At 61.8% G+C, this 16,230-nt stretch carries 15 protein-coding genes and 2 pseudogenes; 9 read left to right on the forward strand and 8 right to left on the reverse strand.

The features are described from left to right. Positions 1-51: 51 nt before the first annotated feature. On the reverse strand, positions 52-2,025 hold the full coding sequence (locus AC3WQN_RS05895; protein ID WP_103400160.1) for an alkyl/aryl-sulfatase: 1,974 nt from the start codon (positions 2,023-2,025) through the stop codon (positions 52-54). Positions 2,026-2,177: 152 nt separating this feature from the next. Between AC3WQN_RS05895 and AC3WQN_RS05900 the strand changes: the two genes are divergently transcribed. From AC3WQN_RS05900 to AC3WQN_RS05915, 4 genes are all read left to right on the forward strand, one after another. Then, positions 2,178-2,849, forward strand: coding sequence for an ABC transporter ATP-binding protein (locus AC3WQN_RS05900; RefSeq protein ID WP_103400159.1), 672 nt, complete (start codon positions 2,178-2,180; stop codon positions 2,847-2,849). Next, the gene (locus AC3WQN_RS05905; RefSeq protein ID WP_103400158.1) at positions 2,846-5,323 is read left to right on the forward strand and encodes an ABC transporter permease; all 2,478 of its coding nucleotides are present in this window, start codon (positions 2,846-2,848) and stop codon (positions 5,321-5,323) included. The genes AC3WQN_RS05900 and AC3WQN_RS05905 overlap by 4 nt, the downstream gene beginning before the upstream one ends. After that, positions 5,313-6,386 carry a lipocalin-like domain-containing protein gene (locus tag AC3WQN_RS05910; protein ID WP_103400157.1) on the forward strand — a complete coding sequence of 358 codons (1,074 nt, stop codon included), beginning with the start codon at positions 5,313-5,315 and terminating at the stop codon, positions 6,384-6,386. Before AC3WQN_RS05905 ends, AC3WQN_RS05910 begins: the two co-directional genes overlap by 11 nt. A gap of 144 nt (positions 6,387-6,530) precedes the next feature. Beyond that, positions 6,531-7,109, forward strand: a complete 579-nt coding sequence (locus AC3WQN_RS05915) for a hypothetical protein (RefSeq protein ID WP_095083243.1) — start codon at positions 6,531-6,533, stop codon at positions 7,107-7,109. Positions 7,110-7,426: 317 nt separating this feature from the next. On the opposite strand, the gene hglS is transcribed toward AC3WQN_RS05915, so the two are convergent. The 3 genes from hglS to AC3WQN_RS05930 all read right to left on the reverse strand — a co-directional run bounded on the left by hglS (position 7,427) and on the right by AC3WQN_RS05930 (position 11,485). After that, entirely contained in the window at positions 7,427-8,827 is a 1,401-nt protein-coding gene (gene hglS / locus AC3WQN_RS05920) for a 2-oxoadipate dioxygenase/decarboxylase HglS (RefSeq protein ID WP_103400156.1), read from the reverse strand. Positions 8,828-9,083: 256 nt separating this feature from the next. Beyond that, on the reverse strand, positions 9,084-10,010 hold the full coding sequence (locus AC3WQN_RS05925) for an alpha/beta fold hydrolase (RefSeq protein WP_103400155.1): 927 nt from the start codon (positions 10,008-10,010) through the stop codon (positions 9,084-9,086). 20 nt (positions 10,011-10,030) lie between these two features. Continuing rightward, complete coding sequence (locus AC3WQN_RS05930) at positions 10,031-11,485, reverse strand: flavin-containing monooxygenase (RefSeq protein WP_103400154.1); 1,455 nt, start codon at positions 11,483-11,485, stop codon at positions 10,031-10,033. Positions 11,486-11,707: 222 nt separating this feature from the next. Here AC3WQN_RS05930 and AC3WQN_RS05935 point away from each other — a divergent pair, with 222 nt between their 5' ends. Beyond that, positions 11,708-12,781: a diguanylate cyclase gene (locus AC3WQN_RS05935; protein ID WP_103400153.1), complete on the forward strand. Its 1,074-nt coding sequence runs from the start codon at positions 11,708-11,710 to the stop codon at positions 12,779-12,781. A 13-nt stretch (positions 12,782-12,794) separates the two neighbouring features. On the opposite strand, the pseudogene AC3WQN_RS05940 reads toward AC3WQN_RS05935, so the two are convergent. Beyond that, a pseudogene (locus AC3WQN_RS05940) lies at positions 12,795-12,977 on the reverse strand (AMP-binding enzyme); the annotation flags it as partial. Continuing rightward, positions 12,971-13,090, reverse strand: a pseudogene (locus tag AC3WQN_RS05945) (glutathione S-transferase N-terminal domain-containing protein); the annotation flags it as partial. The pseudogenes AC3WQN_RS05945 and AC3WQN_RS05940, both read right to left, overlap by 7 nt. A gap of 403 nt (positions 13,091-13,493) precedes the next feature. Here AC3WQN_RS05945 and AC3WQN_RS05950 point away from each other — a divergent pair. Both AC3WQN_RS05950 and AC3WQN_RS05955 read left to right on the forward strand, forming a co-directional pair. Further along, the gene (locus AC3WQN_RS05950; protein ID WP_095083233.1) at positions 13,494-13,898 is read left to right on the forward strand and encodes a TraR/DksA family transcriptional regulator; all 405 of its coding nucleotides are present in this window, start codon (positions 13,494-13,496) and stop codon (positions 13,896-13,898) included. A 259-nt stretch (positions 13,899-14,157) separates the two neighbouring features. Next, positions 14,158-14,361, forward strand: a complete 204-nt coding sequence (locus AC3WQN_RS05955) for a hypothetical protein (protein ID WP_095083231.1) — start codon at positions 14,158-14,160, stop codon at positions 14,359-14,361. A gap of 39 nt (positions 14,362-14,400) precedes the next feature. Here the strand turns inward: AC3WQN_RS05955 and AC3WQN_RS05960 are convergent, their stop codons facing one another. Beyond that, positions 14,401-14,631, reverse strand: a complete 231-nt coding sequence (locus AC3WQN_RS05960; protein WP_095083229.1) for a hypothetical protein — start codon at positions 14,629-14,631, stop codon at positions 14,401-14,403. A gap of 159 nt (positions 14,632-14,790) precedes the next feature. Beyond that, positions 14,791-15,039 (reverse strand): hypothetical protein, encoded by a 249-nt coding sequence (locus tag AC3WQN_RS05965; protein ID WP_146038372.1) that lies wholly within the window; start codon positions 15,037-15,039, stop codon positions 14,791-14,793. A 408-nt stretch (positions 15,040-15,447) separates the two neighbouring features. On the opposite strand from AC3WQN_RS05965, the gene AC3WQN_RS05970 reads away from it, so the two are divergent. Then, a complete protein-coding gene (locus AC3WQN_RS05970) occupies positions 15,448-15,918 on the forward strand; it encodes a hypothetical protein (protein ID WP_371918503.1) in 471 nt (156 codons plus the stop codon). Next, complete coding sequence (locus tag AC3WQN_RS05975) at positions 15,918-16,121, forward strand: hypothetical protein (protein ID WP_103400150.1); 204 nt, start codon at positions 15,918-15,920, stop codon at positions 16,119-16,121. The genes AC3WQN_RS05970 and AC3WQN_RS05975 overlap by 1 nt, the downstream gene beginning before the upstream one ends. Positions 16,122-16,230 lie beyond the last annotated feature (109 nt).

Here is a 16,230-nt window from a genome sequence, read left to right on the forward strand (position 1 = left end):
TGAAAAGCCGCCAGACCGAACCCGGCCTGGCGGCTTTTTCACCCTCGATAATCAGGGGGTGACGACATTGAACTGCGGGCTGAAGGTGTCCAGGCTGCCCAGCAGTTGGCCCAGTTTCTTGCCGTCGCCCTGCAACTTGACCAGGCCTTTCTGGATGGCCGTCGGGAAGTCCAGTTGCTTGAGGGCGATCTGCTCCAGCGTCGCCTTGTTCATGCTGATGCTCGCGTCGGCCTGGGGATTGCTACCGCCGCGATGGGTCAGCACACCGTTGCGCAAGGTCAGGTTGTAGGCCTGGTTCGGGTCGTCGAAGGTCCAGTTCAACGTCAGGTCATGGCCGACGGCTTTTTCGCTGTTCAAGCGAATGGCCAGGAAGTCGAAGAACATGTCCGGGGTCAGCGCCCGCACCATGTCCGCCGACACCGAACTGCCGGCAGTCGGTGGCACACCGTTGCGCAGTTCCATGGCGGCGGTCAGGTACATGTTGCGCCAGGTGGCGTTCTCGCTCTGGTAACCCAGTTGCTCCAGCGCCTGGGCCTGGGTTTCGCGGCCTTCACTGTTGTCCGGCTCGGCGAACATCAACTGGTTGCCCAGTTGCGTGGCCCAGCGGTAATCGCCCTTGGTCATGGCCTCGCGCATCTTGCCGATCACGGCCGCGCCACCGCCGATGGCCTCGACATAATGCTTGGCGGTTTCCACCGGCGGCAGCGGGTTGAGGTTCGACGGGTTACCGTCATAGAAACCCATGTAGCGCTGGTACACCGCTCGCGAGTTGTGGCTCAGCGAGCCGTAGTAGCTGCGGGTGTACCACTTGTTCTCCAGCTCCCCCGGGAGTTTCTGCATGTTCTGCGCGATCTCCATCGGCGTCAGGCCCTGGTTCAACAGGTGCAGGGTACGGTCGTTGAGGAAGGCATACATGTCACGCTGATCGGCGAGGAAGGTACGGATGCGCTCGCCACCCCAGGTCGGCCAGTTGTGCTGGGCAAAGAGTACGTCGGACTTGTCGCCGTAACGCGTCAGGCTGCTGTCCAGGTATTGCGACCAGGCCTTGGCATCGCGCACCGGGGCGCCGCGCGGAGTGAGGATGTTGTGCATCATCTGCGTGGCGTTTTCCGCCATGCACAAGGCCCGCAACTGCGGCAGGTACAGGTTCATCTCCGACGGTGCTTCGGTGCCCGGGGTCAGCTGGAACTGCACCTCGATGCCGGCGATGGTGCGGGTGTCCAGTTCCTGGCTGATCAGGTCGGTCGGCGGGATCAGGGTGATGGTGCCGCCCGATGGTGTGTTCTTGCCCATGCCGGCGTCCACCTGACCCTTGTCGCCCCGTGGCAACAGGCTGCCGAACTGGAACTGGGCGCGGCGGCTCATGGCGTTGCCGGCGTAAACGTTCTCGCTCATGACGTGTTCCATGAAGCCTGCCGGCGCGAACACCTTGACCTTGCCGGCCTTGACGTCGGCCTCGTCGATCACCCCGCGCACGCCGCCGAAGTGGTCGACGTGGGTGTGGCTGTAGATCACCGCCACCACCGGTTTGCGCGGACGGTTGCGGTAGTACAGGTCCAGCGCCGCCTTGGCGGTTTCAGCCATGGTCAGCGGATCGATGATGATCAGCCCGTCGTCACCCTCGATGATGGTCATGTTGGCCAGGTCCAGGCCGCGCACCTGATAGAGCCGGGGGCTGACTTCGAACAAACCGGCGTGGGCGCTGAGCTGGGCCAGGCGCCACAGGCTCGGGTTGACAGTGTCGGGGGCCTGGTCCTTGTCGAGGAAGGCGTAGCTCTGCATGTTCCAGATCACCTTGCCGTCGGCGGTCTTGATCGGATCCGTGAAAGGGGCGATCAGGCCACGGTTGACCGACTCGTAGTCGGTGCGGTCACTGAAGGGCAGTTGCTTGAGCACCGCCGCATTGCTGGCGGCGGTCATGGGGCTGGCGGCGACGGGGGCTTGGGCGGCGGCGACCGATTGCGCCAGGCAGGCAGCGATCAGACCGGCCAGCAGGCCACGATGGGACAGGGTGAATCGAGGCATAAAGTCTCCGTTTTTATCATTATGGCTAGACCAGCCTGGAGCCTAAACGCCAGGCCAGAGACCTCGACAATCGTCAAACGACAAAAACCATGCAGGGCGTGCAAGGCTGTCCGCTATGCTTGGATTCACTGTCTGTGTAGCGAGCGCTGCCCATGCTCGAGGTTCAAGGCGTCTTCAAACGCTACGCCACCGCGCAAGGTCCGCTGGCGGTGTTGCAGGGTGTCGACTTGCAGTTGGCACCCGGCAGCAGCCTGGCGCTGATGGGCGAGTCGGGCAGTGGCAAAAGCACCTTGCTGCACCTGATTGCCGGGCTGGACAAGGTCGACCAGGGCAGCATTCGCCTCGGCGAGCAGCGCCTGGAACACATGAGTGAAGGCCAACGGGCGCGCTGGCGGCGCACGGAGATCGGCCTGGTGTTCCAGCAGTTCAACCTGATCGGCAGTTTGCGGGTCGAGGACAACCTGGCGTTTCAGGCGCGACTGGCCGGTCGCCATGACCCGGCCTGGCACGGGCAACTGGTGGAACGCCTGGGGCTTGGGGATGTGCTGGGGCGCTATCCGGAGCAGTTGTCCGGCGGCCAGCAGCAACGGGTGGCGCTGGGGCGGGCGCTGGCGTCGCGGCCACGGTTGCTGTTGGCCGATGAACCGACCGGCAGTCTCGATGAGCACGCCAGTGAGCAGGTGCTGGACTTGTTGCTGGAACTGCTCGAGGACAGTCCTACCAGTTTGTTGATGGTCACCCATAGCCCCAGGGTCGCCGCGCGTCTGGCGCGCAAGGTGCTGTTGCAGCATGGGCGCCTGGTCGACGCCGGCGCGCCGCAATGAGCGTTCTGACCCAGACCCTGCGCGCGCTGCTCAGCCATTGGCGCCAGCATCCGGTGCAGTTCTTCAGTGTGCTGACCGGGCTATGGCTGGCCACCGGTTTGCTGACCGGGGTCCAGGCTCTGAACAGTCAGGCACGGGACAGCTACGCCCGTGCCAGTCAATTGATCGGCGGCGAACCCCAGCCCAGCTTCAGCGCCCCCAATGGCGCGCCCTTCGCCCAAGCCCTGTTTCTCGAGCTGCGCCTGGCGGGCTGGCCGGTGTCGCCGGTAGTGCAGGGGCGGGTGATGCTCAAGGGGCAGGAAACGCAGCGCCTGCAGCTGATGGGCATCGAGCCCCTGTCACTGCCGACGGGCACGGCCCTGGCCGGACAAACCCTGGACCTGGCACGGATGGCCGAGTTCGTCAGCCCGCCGGGCCGCACCTGGATTGCCCCGCAAACCCTGCAGGCGCTGGGATTGCGTGAGGGTGATCGAGCGCAGACCACGACGGGGGCCAGTTTGCCGCCGATGCATGCCCAAGCCGACATGGCGCCCGGTGTGCTGTTGATGGACATCGGCGTCGCCCAGCAGGTACTGGGTCTGGCGCAGCAGCTGTCACGCTTGCTGGTGCCGAAGGCGTTCGTCGCCACCCACCCACGGCTGCCCGCCGACCTGGCCGGTCAGTTGCAACTGCAACCCGGCGGTGAAGAGAACACCCTCGCGCGGCTCACCGAGAGCTTTCACCTGAACCTCGACGCCCTGGGATTCCTGTCATTCGTTGTCGGTTTGTTCATTGTCCATGCGGCGATTGGCCTGGCACTGGAGCAGCGCCGCGGCCTGTTCAGGACCCTGCGCGCCTGTGGGGTCAGCGCCCGGATGCTGATCTTGGGCCTGAGCCTTGAACTGGGTGGGTTGGCCCTGCTCGGCGGGCTGGTCGGAGTGGTCAGCGGCTACCTGCTGGCCAGTGTCCTGCTGCCGGACGTCGCCGCCAGCCTGCGGGGATTGTACGGCGCCGAAGTGGCGGGGCAGTTGAGCCTCAGCCCCGGGTGGTGGTTGAGTGGCATCGGCCTGAGCCTGTTGGGCGCCGGGTTGGCCGGCGTCAACAGCTTGTTGCGTGCCGCACGCCTGCCGTTGCTGGCGCTGGCGACCCCGCAAGCCTGGCATCAGGCCTATGGGCGCTGGCTGCGACGCCAAGGATGGGTGGCCGTTGTCATGGCGCTGATCGGCGTACTCGCGTGGGCGTGGGGGGACAGCTTGACCAGTGGTTTTGTGCTGATGGCGGCCTTGATGCTGGGGGCCGCGTTGAGTTTGCCGGCACTGCTCGATGGGGCGCTGAATCTGGCCCTGGGCCGTAGCCATTCGGTGCTCGGCCAATGGTTTGTTGCCGATTGCCGTCAGCAGTTGCCGGCCCTGAGCCTGGCCTTGATGGCTCTGCTGCTGGCGCTGGCCGCCAATATCGGGGCGGGCAGCATGACCGCCGGCTTTCGCCAGACCTTCAGCGACTGGCTGGAGCAACGGTTGATCGCCGAACTGTACATCACCCCTCGCAATCCAGCGCAGGCCCGCGAACTGCAGCCGTGGCTGATGCAGCAGAATCTCGCTGCGGTGCTGCCCAGCTGGCAGGTCGCGGTGACCTTGCAGGGCTGGCCGGCAGACCTCTATGGGGTGATCGATCACGCGACCTATCGCCAGCACTGGCCGTTGCTCGCGGCTCAGGGCGATACAGTCTGGGAACAGTTGGCGAGCCACGACACGGTGATGCTCAGCGAGCAACTGGCGCGCCGACTCAAGCTTCAGTTGGGCGACCGATTGAGCATCCCCACCCCCCAAGGCGACTGGGCGCCACAGCTGATCGGTATCTATGCCGACTATGGCAATCCCAAAGGGCATCTGCTGGTCAACGACCGACACCTGTTGCACTTCTGGCCACAGCTGACGCCGAGTCGTTTCAACCTGCGCATCGAGCCTGCGCGGATTCCGGCCTTGCTCACGGCGCTGCAAGCGCGCTTTGCCCTGGACGACACTCGCATCGTCGACCAGGCCCGGCTCAAGGGCTGGTCGGAGCAGGTGTTCGAGCGCACCTTCGCGGCGACGGCCGCCCTCAACAGCCTGACCCTGGGGGTGGCCGGGGTGGCGTTGTTCATCAGCTTGCTGACGCAAAGCCAGAGCCGTCTCGGCCAATTGGCGCCGTTGTGGGCGCTGGGGGTGACCCGCCGGCAATTGATGCTGCTCAACCTCGGGCAGACCTGGCTGTTGGCGTTGCTCACCCTGGTGCTGGCGCTGCCGTTGGGCATTGCCCTGGCCTGGTGCCTGGACACTGTGATCAACGTGCAGGCGTTCGGCTGGCGCCTGCCACTGCGGGTCTTCCCATGGCAATTGGCGCAGTTGATGGGGCTGGCGCTGTTGGCCACCTTGCTGGCCTCGGCCTGGCCGCTCTTCACGCTCTACCGCACGCAACCGGTGGACTTGCTCAGGTGCTTTGCCCATGAGGATTGACCGGGCGTGCGCGGTGGTGTTGCTGGTCTTGGCCGGTTGCGACGATACCTCCGAGCGCCAGGAGGGGTTCGCCGGGCTGGGCGTTGACGCCAACGCGTTCCAGCAGGTGACGCCGGGCCGGGTCTTCGGGTTCCCGGCCGATCACGCGGCCCACGATGGATATCGTGTGGAGTGGTGGTACCTCACCGCCAACCTCAAGGACCCGCAGGGCCGGGCGTTCGGTGTGCAATGGACGCTGTTTCGCAATGCCCTGCAAGCCGGCCCGGAGCAGCCCGGATGGGCCAGCCAGGTGATCTGGCTGGGCCATGCGGCGGTGACGTCGGCGACCGTGCACCACGCCGCCGAACGTTATGCCCGGGGTGGCGTGGGGCAGGCCGGTGTGCACCAGCCACCGTTTGCCGCCTGGATCGATGACTGGCGCCTGGATTCGCAGGCCGACCGCGAAAACCCGTTGGCCGACATGCGCTTGCAGGCCAGCGGCAAAGGCTTCAGCTACCAATTGCGCCTGACCTCCAGCCGGCCAGTGGTGCTGCATGGGGAGCAGGGTTTCAGTCGCAAGTCCGAGCAGGGCCAGGCGTCGTATTACTACAGCCAGCCGTTCTTTGCGGCCAGCGGCAGCCTGGAGATCGACGGCACGACCTATCAGGTCAGCGGCCCGGCCTGGCTGGACCGGGAGTGGAGCAGCCAGCCATTGATGGCCGGGCAGAGCGGCTGGGACTGGTTTTCCCTGCATCTGGATAGTGGTGCGCAGTTGATGCTGTTCCGGATTCGCCAGCAGGTCGGCGCTCCCTACGTCACCGGCACCTGGATCAACCCGGACGGCAGCACCCGCACATTGTCCCGGGATGAGTTCAGCCTCACGCCGTTGACGAGTTCCGAGGTGGCAGGGCGCAGCCTGCCGACACGCTGGTCGGTCAAGGTGCCGGGCCAGGGGCTGGACATCACGGTCGCGGCGCTCAATCCCAAGGCCTGGATGGACTTGCGCATTGCCTATTGGGAAGGGCCGGTGCAGGTCAGTGGCAGTGATACGGGGGTGGGGTACCTGGAAATGACCGGCTATTGAGAGGCGGATCGCAGCCCTGAGCGTTGCGCGGCAAAGTTTTAGTAAAACCGCTGATCTATGTCTATGCTCACTCGGCGCGCAGGCTTCAGACTGCTGTTGAAAGCCTTTGCTTGCACTCTTTACTCTCTCAGGGAACGTACCGCTATGAAGCTTCACACACTGACCAAAGCCATTACACTTGCAACGCTGCTGTCTGCCGGTAGCCTCAGTGCCTACGCCGCCGATATCCCGTTGTCGGCCGTGGTTGAAGCGAACCAGGTGGTGACCGAGGTTATTTCCGTCGATGCGGCCAAGCGCCTGGTTGTGCTCAAGGGCGCCGACGGCCAGCCGGTCCAGATCCAGATGACCGAAAAGGCCAAGGACCTGGGCAACCTCAAGGCCGGCGACAAGGTGCAGATCGATGTCATCCGTTCGGTCGCCGCCTCGCTCGACACTGATATCGACAAGGGCCTGCCGGGCACCGTTGAACGCGTTGGGGAAATGCGCGCCAGCGAGAACAACCCGAACCCGGGCGGCGAAGCCTATCGCCAAGTCAAGGTCGAGCTGAAGATTACCGCGATCGACGTCAAGAAAAACGAAGTGACGCTGCAGAATCCAGCAGGCCTGACCAAGACCATCAAGGTCGAAAAACCGGAAGTCCAGGCCAAGCTCAAAGACCTCAAGGTCGGCCAGAGTGTGGTGGTGGTCTACACCGACGTGCTGAAAGTCACGACCCAGCGCTAAGCTTCAACGCGACACCTGAAAAGCGATACTCGACGCTGGTGCGCCCTGATACGGGGCGCAACCTGAAACGCCGGGTTTCGCTTTTTTTCGTTTGTGCCATTGAAATATTGTGTCCAGATTTATTCAGAATTTCCCACCGGACAGATCGGATCCAATGTATTAAAATCGCCCCGGTTCGCCCAGTGTCAGGGCTCTTTACCAGTGCAAGGATTGCCAGGCCATAGCACTGGGCGAACGTCTTCCAGACCGTTCGACAAACAACATTCAGCGGTACATCGCCTCTGAGTACGCACGGTCCCGCATTGCCTCCTTCTTGCTCAGCACACCAACCCTTGCAGATTCAGCACACGGCCACATTCGTCAATCGAACGCTGCTGCGTTTGCGCGTACAACGCCAGCTCATCAATGGTCGAACGTCCCAGCGCGGCTTCAAACGCTTGCCGGTTCGAATGCGCGTCGTAGCGGGTCTGTGCGGCATCGCCCAGGTTCGACTGGAAAATCCCCGCGGCGCTGACCGGCAGGAAGTCCTCGTACACCAGCGGTTCTGCGCGCACATAACCTGCGTTGAGCAACCCGGCCAAGGTCATGCCCGTGAGTGCGTCGCGCTCGGCGGCCAGGCCCTTGTCGCTGACGAAATAGCGGAAGTAGGCCAGGCCTTGCTCGCGCATGTCGGCGTAGGCGTCGGGAAATTCCTGGAAGTGTTGCGTCATCAGGCTGTCGTAGCGCGCTGCGTTGGCTTCGCTGGGGAAGTCCTCGAGTTCATCGCGGGCGGCGTTGAGCAAGCGGTCGTAGAGCGCCCGCCCTTGAGGCGTCAACGCTGCGCCACGCTGCTCGATTTCACCAAAGCGGGCGCTGTGGCTGCCGGTGGCCTGCTGTTGGTCAGTGAACGCAATGGCTTCGTCCAGCGCCTTGAAGCTGGTCTGGCGCAGGAGGATCGGGCACTGGCGGCGCGGCGGTCCCTCGATCACTGCCTTGGGGGTGATGCCGTGGCCGGGCATGCTGGCCTGCACGATGTCGATGTCCAGGGTGCGCGGGGTCAGGTGATTGATGTGCGGGCCCTTGAAGGCCACCACGTCGGCGATCAGCCGGTGCTGGGCGCTCAACTGTCGGTACTGCGCGGCGGTGACAGTAGCGCTGTGGTGCCAGCGAAATGTCTCCAGCGCCTGCTCGACAAATATCTCGGCCTGCTGTTCGTCTAGACCGCCGTTGTGTTCGGCGTGGGCGATCAGTTCCAGGGCCTTGGCGGTGAAAATTGAGCGTTTGGCCAGCACCGATTCGGCAAAGGCGCGCAGCTCGGGGTTGTCGATCAGCTCCAGGCGCAGCAGCGAAGTGAACACGCGGAACGGGCTGACCTGCAGGGACGCCTCATGCACGGCGCGAAAGGCCGTGGAGTGCACCGGCACGCCGGCGGGTGTCAGGTCGTAGTAGCCGACCGGTTCCATGCCCATCACCGCGAACAGGCGGCACAGCGTCGCCAGTTCCTCGGCGGTGCCGACGCGGATCGCGCCGTGGCGCTCCAGGTCCAGGCGCTGGATTTCGCCGGTAGCGCGCAACTGCGAGGCCATCGCCGGGTCGCTGGCCAACACACGGGCATTGGTGCTCGCCACCAGTTCCATCAAGGCGCCGTACAGCGGCACTTCTTCGCGGTACATGTCCGACATCGCCCGCGAGAAGCGTTGGCGGATCAGGTCAGGGCTGACGACGTTCTGGTTGCTCATAAACTCGAATCCCGGCGCAGTGACAGTGGAGTAGGCCGATTCTGTTCGGCGCCGGCATGACTGACAAACGAAGTTTCTTCCGAACTTCATTCTGCAAACGACTGCTGCGTTCAGTGCTGCGCCTGGCTCACCCGCCAGAACCGCTACACAAGGCGCTGTCCGCTACAGGAGGAGGTGGAAGCCAGGGCGGGTCAGTCGTTCTTCGACTGCTATGGCGCGTCATGCCCGTGTGTTTTGCCATAAGGACTGACGCCCTTCATTGCGGCCTCTCCAGGAACTGGCGGTACAACGTCGCGGTTTTCGTTGGCTGTTCCACCATTGGCATATGGCCGACGCCGTCCCAGATTTCCACGCGCATTCCGGGAATGCCCTTGGCCCAGATTTGCGCGCTGCTGACGTGAATCAGGCGGTCTTCGCGACCCCACAGCAACAGGGCAGGGGCCTGGATATCGTGCAGCCTGGCGCCGACGGGCTGGCTGGTGTGAAAGTCCTCGAAAATCTCCGCCAGTTCGTCGCGCCGGGCTTGATAACGCTCGGCCAGCGCCGCCCGCACCACCCCAGGTATCCAGGGCGGGGAGGCCATGGTCATGGCGTAGAACTGATTGAAGTCGGCCCGCGAGTGAATCAGGAACGGGTTGCTGCCCTGGGCCAGCAATCGCTCCATGTCGCTGGGCTCGGGCGAGCTGAGGCCGGCCGGGTCGATCAGCATCAGCGACGCGACTCGCCCCGGGTGGGCGGCGGCCAGCCAGGCGGCGACGTAGCCCCCCATGGAGTTGCCGATCACGTGGACCTTGCCGATCCCGCAGGCATCGATCAACTGGATCATCCGTTCGGCCTGGGTCGGGATGTCATAGCCACCGCCGGCCTTGAACCCGGTTTCGCCGTGGCCGGCCTGGTCGGGAATGATCACTCGGCAATCGTCGGTAAAATGCCGGGCGAAGCGCAGCCAGATGGTTTTGTCGGCGCTGTAGCCGTGCAGCATCAGAATGGTGCGTTCCGGCGTCTCCGGTCCGCCCTGGTAGGTGACCATCTCCATCTCGGCAATCGGTACCGCGACTTTCTGCAGGCCATACAATCGCGCCTCCAGCGCCATGCTGGCGTCATACAACACGTGGCCGATGCGCGGCCAGGTGCGCCAGGTCCAGATGATCAACAGCCCGAGAACAATCCATACAACAAACATCGCGCACTCCCCAAAACAGGTCAGGACAGAATGTGGTCCGCGGTTTTCAGTCGTCGCGTCAGTTGGTGATAGCTGAAGCTGAAGCCGGGAAACATGGCGATCACATGACCGCTCTTGCTTTGATACCAACTGTGGCAACCACCGGACTGCCACACAGTGCGTTGCATTTCACGGTGAATCATTTGGGTATAGGCGTTTTCGGCTTCCTTGCGCACTTCAATGCTGCGCAGCCCCTGGTCCTTGAGGGTACGAATGCAGTCGAGGATGTAGTTCATCTGCGATTCGATGATGAACAGCGCCGAGGTATGGCCGATGCCGGTGTTGGGGCCGGTGACGATGAACAGGTTGGGGAAGTCCGGCAGGCTGGTTCCCAGGTAGGCTCGCGGGTACTGGGCCCAGAACGCACTCAATGACGTGCCGTGCCTGCCTTGCACGGGGTAGGAAATCACTCCGTCGGTGGCGTCGTAGCCGGTGGCCCAGACGATCAGGTCCAGGTCGATGTGCTGGCCATCCTGGGTAAGAATGCCGCGTTCATCCAGTGCGCCGATGCCTTGTTCACGCCCGTGCAGGGTCACGTTGGGGCGGCACAACGCCGGGTACAGGGTGCTGGACAGAATCACCCGCTTGCAGCCAATGGTGTAGTCCGGGGTGAGTTGGCGTCGCAGTTCGGCGTCTGGCACCTGTCGCTCGAGGTGCTTGAGTGCCTGCTGCTGCACCAGACGCAGCGCGGTCCTTGAGTACTTGAAGGCAATCACCCGGGTTTCGAATTGCCAGTAAATCATCCAGCGCAGCAGTTTGTAGGCCGGCTTGAAGCCCAGCAGCCAGCGCTGGAAACGACCGAAGCTGCGGTCGGCGCGGGGCAGTACCCAATGGGGCGTGCGCTGGAACACGTGCAAGTGTTCGACGTCCGGCGCGAGGGTGGGAATGATCTGCGCCGCGCTGGCGCCGCTGCCGACGATGGCGACCCGTTTGTGGCGATAGTCGTAGGCATGATCCCAGGCATTGCTGTGAAAGCTCTTGCCCGCAAAGCGCTGCAGACCCTCGAACGGCGGAATCACTGGCTGGCTCAATGGCCCGGATGCGTTGATCAGGAACTGTGCGCCGAACGTGCCTTTTTCTCGGGTATGCACCTGCCACTGACGGGCCGTTTCGTCCCATTGGACCCGTTCGACATCGGCCTGCAGTTCGACCCTGTCGCGTAACTGGTAATAGTCGACAACGTACTGGGTGTAACGATGCAACTCTGGCTGTTCGGCGAACATTTGCGTCCAGCGCCAGGAAGCGAACGACAACGAATACAGTGGGGAGGGTACGTCGACGGCAGCACCGGGGTAGGTATTCTGACACCAGGTGCCGCCGAAAAAATCACGGCGTTCCAGCAGGCGAAAATCCGTGATGCCCGCCTTGAGCAAGTTGATGGCCGCGCACTGGCCGCCGAAACCGCTACCGATGATCAGCACTTGATAGGTCTGCATGGGCCTCCTCTCTTGTTGGGTGTGGGATGCACGTTCAGACGTCGACTGAAGTCCCTCTCATTTATAGTCAATCTTTCGACACCGAGCGCTCCAGAGCGGTTTTTTCTGGTCGCCGGGTGGTGATGGCGATTTGCTGTCGCCCTGTTAGACTCCAGGCATTCCGGTCTGGATTTATTTGCCGTCTGCAGTGGCGATCAGCCGCAAAGAGGAGCTTTGGCCCCTATGCAACCAATTGGAGGAAAGGGACTTTCACTGGCCAGGAGGCTCTACACATCACGCACCCTGGGCCTGGCGTTGGGGCTGTTGTGCGTGGCACCGGCGGTCCTGCCACTGGAGCCGCCTGCGTGGTTGTTGTTGCTGATGCTGTTCAATGGCGTGCTGTGGCCGCACCTGGCGTACCAGTGGGCGCGTCGTTCGCCCTTGCCCTATCGTGCCGAACACCGCAACTTGCTGATCGACTCGTTGACCGGTGGTTTCTGGGTCGTGGCCATGCACTTCAATCCGTTACCCACTGCGGTGACGCTGTCGATGATGGCCATGAACAATGTGGCCATCGGTGGCGTGCGCTTTCTGCTGACGGGCATCGCGGCCCAGGTGTTGGGCATGGGGGTTGGCTGGCTGCTGTTTGTTCCCGTGCTGATTCCCCAGACCAGCCAGTTGCAGATGTACGCCTGCTTGCCGTTGCTGACCTTGTACCCGTTGGCGCTGGGCTGGATCTGCTTTCGGCAGACCTTCGCCCTGGGCAAGAGCAAGCGCGAACTGTTGGCCCTGAGCCGCACCGACAGCCTCACCGGGCTGCTGAACCACGGTGCCTGGAAGGACGCCCTGGAAGTCGAATTCCAGCGATGCCAGCGCCAGCAACGCGGCGGAGCCATCGCCCTGATCGACATCGACCACTTCAAGGCCATCAATGACACCTACGGCCATGTGGCCGGCGATATCGTCCTGCGGCAATTGAGCAAGATCCTCAAGCAGAACCTGCGTGCCAGTGACGTGGCCGGACGTTATGGCGGTGACGAGTTCTGCGTGATCCTGCCCGATGTCCCGCTGGCACGTGCCGTGCAGGCGATGGACGCCTTGCGTGATCGCTTTTCCGGGCTGGGCTACGAGCAGAACCCGGCCCTTGAAGTCAGCCTGAGCATCGGCCTGGCGGCGTTCAACCCGATGCACGCCGATGCCACACAATGGCTCAACGATGCGGACCTGGCGCTGTACGCCGCCAAGACCACCGGCCGCAACCGGGTGATCTGCCATGCCGACGGCCTGGTGCAGCGGGTGGCGCTGGGCTCAGTGTGAGGTTTGGGGTGTGGCCCGGTGCCGGCAACAGGAACGCCATGGCCAGTTCCCCCATGCGCTCGTCGGGGATGCCGATGACGGCCGCCTGGGCGACACCGGGATAGGTCAACAGGTGCTGTTCGATTTCCGCCGGGCACACGTTGAAGCCGCCAGTGATGAACATGTCCTTGAGGCGGTCGGTGATGCGCAAAACACCTCAAAGCCCCGGAACACCGAAATCGAGGCATGCTCGAATGGGATGTCCAGTATTTGCGGGCTGATGGCAACACGTCTTACGTAAGGTGAATCAAGCATTCCGATCACTTTCATGTACAGCTCCTTGAGTGATGGGAGGGGAACAGGTGCGGGACCTGCATCTTGAATCTAGCGGTAAACCCGGGGGTCTTGAATACGGCCTGGATGGACTTGCCGGACGACATCGGCGGTGGCCGGTAGCCGTTTGTCTTCTATATACATCCGCTGGATTGAATTTCTTGCTATAAACGCACTCCGATAACGGCCCAAAGCTTGCCAGAGAGCAATTTATGGGCTTTGTCAGACAAATTCCCTGTCTTTTCAGTTGCTGAGGCTTCAAGTCGGCCTTAGACTGCCGCCCCTCGTAAATTGAGTGCCGGGTGGCGCTTGGAATGTATGGCGCCTTTCCGAGACCTTGCAGGTCGACCGGAACGCTCCCTGATTCGCCTTAATGCACGTATTTTTTATAGAGAAATCAATGACAAAGGAAAAGTTGCTGGCCATGCCGGCGGATGACTACATGAATGCCGAGCAACAGGCTTATTTCACTGAGCTGCTGCAAGCCATGAAAGTGGAAACCCACGAGCGCATCGAACAGAACCGAATCGCCATTGAAAGCCTGGACACCCCGGCGGACCCGGCTGATGCGGCGTCGGTCGAAGAAGAGCGTACCTGGCTGGTGAACGCCATTGATCGTGACCAGCGCATGCTGCCTCAGCTGGAACGCGCGCTGGAGCGCATCGGCGACGACACCTTCGGCTGGTGCGATGACAGCGGCGAGCCGATTGGCCTCAAGCGCCTGCTGATCAGCCCGACCACCAAGTACTGCATCGAAGCTCAAGAGCGTCACGAGCAGATCGACAAGCACCAGCGTCAGGCCTGATTCGGTGTGACCGCCCGGACCACGGGCGGTCCTTGAAAGATCGCAGCCTGCACAACGCTTATGGGGACACCCCTTGACGTTGTCGCAGGCTGTGATCTTTGCATTTGTGTGCCCGAACGGTCAGCGGTTCTTCAACGCAACCGGTGATTGTTACCGTTTGCGCAAGTCAATAGTGCAGGCACTTGGCTATTTCCCGCGCCGGGAATTCATTAATCTACCTACATTGTTAGGTAGCTAATGAAGTGCTCGAGGTGCTCTCATGCAATGCAAGGTCGATGTCGCGGTAATGATCGGCAGTGGTGTCCCTGCCGGATTACGGGCGATGGGGCAGCGCGTTTGCTGGGTGGTCCTGCTCAATGGTGAGCAACGGGGCACCGCATTTTCCAGCCGAAGCGAAGCGCAGGAGTGCCAAGCCGCCTGGCTGGCACAGTTGGGCGTGAGTAACGTCGATCACGTGCATTGAACGGGTTGGGTCGCAGTGCTGGATGTCACGACAGGTTGATCAGGCCTTCAAGGCGCCTTGATCGACGGCAAGCTTCAATGCCCTGGCCGACTCCATGGCCGCCACTGCCGCACTGTCGGAGGTTTTGAACCAGCGGTCCTTTTCGACCTGGTGGCAGGTCACGGTGGTCAGCGGCGGTTTGGCGCGCATCACAATGACCGCCTGGAATTCGCCGTCGACTTCTCTGGCTTCGCCCCGGATAAAAAATTCGCCGATATCAAATTCCGTCACGTGCGCCTTCCCTTGTTCATTATTGTGTCGTGTCCAACCCAGTCCGCTGGAGGGCCTGGGTTTCAATGGGCGGGCAGTATGGCAGTTGTTGCGGGGAGGGGGCGCAGTTATGTCATCGGTGTGACGAAATGACTGCGCCTGTCACGCAGGGTGCATTTCTCAGTGACTGACCTCGAGGTTGCGTGCAAGGGCGCAGGCATCGTTGTGATTGATACGGAAACCTCTTACACGACCAGTTGCAGTTTCCGTAATATGGAAGAAACTATTCCCAGCGAGAACCACCTGATAACGAAGGTGTATGTGCTGTTCAAAATCCGCACTCATCTCTGCGCAGGTCCCGGAATGTGCGGCGTGCAGGTTGTAAACGCGGTTTTTGGTGTTCATGGATGAAGGAGAATGCGTGCTCATAAGAATTCCTTTTCTCGGGTTTGCAGGCGGTTGTACGTCGCTTTGGCTAGTCTAGCAGCGCATCGCTGCTCTAGAATTGCCTTCACTGGCGGAAGGCAGGTGCTCATCTAAAGCAATTTTCTTCGGGCAATATGTCGGAAAAATGCTTTTTTCAAAGAGTTTTCTCCCTAAAGTTGATAGTCCAGTAGCCTCTGGTTGTTAGAAGGGATTTTTCCCTCAGCCTCTGACGACCGACAGGCAAGACGGTGGGCGCGGCGATCCAGTAGTCTGCTCCCGCCATGCGATGAAGCGCTTTTCTGCTGACTTCACGGCTTCAGCCAGGACCCTTGTTGCAACATTTTCGGTAGGGCCATTTTTTTGCTGTCCTTTTTTTCGGGCAGTGTCATTTACAGATGTGGGGATGTTTCCTTGGCAGTAAGTAATCTCGATATGCATGCGTTGTTTGTATTGGGTGATCTGCGTGCAAAGCTGGTCAAACAGTTTCAATCACGTTTCGTCTACATCACCGAACAGACGCCTGAAGGTATATACGTCGCCGAGATCGACACCGAGTCGACCATGGTCGTGGACGACAAACCGCGTCTTGAACTCAAGGTCGGCGATCATTTTCGCGCATCCGTATTACCCAGTCGTGAAGGCGGCAAGTTCGAAATCAGGTTTCGCGAGATCAAACTGACGGTCTACGGCCTGGGCGATTACGCGTTCGTGACCACGACAGAAGGTCACGCTGTTGTGTTCAAGGAAGGTCACAACGTGCTGACGGTATTCGCCGCTCATGAGCCGCTGCAGGAAGGCCTGACCAAAACCCTGAAGGCGGTGACCGGCAAAGTGGCCAAATGGCGTAAAGGCGAACTCGTGACGTTCAAGGCCAGTGAGTAATGAGCCTGTCCCGCGCCGATTTCCATGAGCAGCACCTGTTCAGCGTGCAAGCCGAGGCACAGCGTTTGTTTGCCCAGAAGACCGTCCGGCAGGGCGCCTGGCTGAGTTGGGTGGCTTCGCAGATTTACCAGATGCGCCCGGCGGAGTACGCCAGCATGGTGCGCAGAGAGTTGCAGCGCTTGCAGGAGGCTGTCGAACACTGAACCTCGTCCCTTCAAAGGCAGGAACCTCTACTACAGTCTATGAACCGAGTGACCAGAGGCTTGCCGCTTGCGCGCGCATGGCCGTCCCGTCCCGCTATTGCTGAACAGT

The organism is Pseudomonas sp. FW300-N1A1 (assembly GCF_058789115.1).

Bases quoted from the DNA above. Each gene is read 5' to 3' on its own strand.
- AC3WQN_RS05895 (WP_103400160.1), bottom strand. From the start codon at position 2,025: ATGCCTCGATTCACCCTGTCCCATCGTGGCCTGCTGGCCGGTCTGATC.
- AC3WQN_RS05900 (WP_103400159.1), top strand. From the start codon at position 2,178: ATGCTCGAGGTTCAAGGCGTCTTCAAACGCTACGCCACCGCGCAAGGT.
- AC3WQN_RS05905 (WP_103400158.1), top strand. From the start codon at position 2,846: ATGAGCGTTCTGACCCAGACCCTGCGCGCGCTGCTCAGCCATTGGCGC.
- AC3WQN_RS05910 (WP_103400157.1), top strand. From the start codon at position 5,313: ATGAGGATTGACCGGGCGTGCGCGGTGGTGTTGCTGGTCTTGGCCGGT.
- AC3WQN_RS05915 (WP_095083243.1), top strand. From the start codon at position 6,531: ATGAAGCTTCACACACTGACCAAAGCCATTACACTTGCAACGCTGCTG.
- hglS (WP_103400156.1), bottom strand. From the start codon at position 8,827: ATGAGCAACCAGAACGTCGTCAGCCCTGACCTGATCCGCCAACGCTTC.
- AC3WQN_RS05925 (WP_103400155.1), bottom strand. From the start codon at position 10,010: ATGTTTGTTGTATGGATTGTTCTCGGGCTGTTGATCATCTGGACCTGG.
- AC3WQN_RS05930 (WP_103400154.1), bottom strand. From the start codon at position 11,485: ATGCAGACCTATCAAGTGCTGATCATCGGTAGCGGTTTCGGCGGCCAG.
- AC3WQN_RS05935 (WP_103400153.1), top strand. From the start codon at position 11,708: ATGCAACCAATTGGAGGAAAGGGACTTTCACTGGCCAGGAGGCTCTAC.
- AC3WQN_RS05950 (WP_095083233.1), top strand. From the start codon at position 13,494: ATGACAAAGGAAAAGTTGCTGGCCATGCCGGCGGATGACTACATGAAT.
- AC3WQN_RS05955 (WP_095083231.1), top strand. From the start codon at position 14,158: ATGCAATGCAAGGTCGATGTCGCGGTAATGATCGGCAGTGGTGTCCCT.
- AC3WQN_RS05965 (WP_146038372.1), bottom strand. From the start codon at position 15,039: ATGAGCACGCATTCTCCTTCATCCATGAACACCAAAAACCGCGTTTAC.
- AC3WQN_RS05975 (WP_103400150.1), top strand. From the start codon at position 15,918: ATGAGCCTGTCCCGCGCCGATTTCCATGAGCAGCACCTGTTCAGCGTG.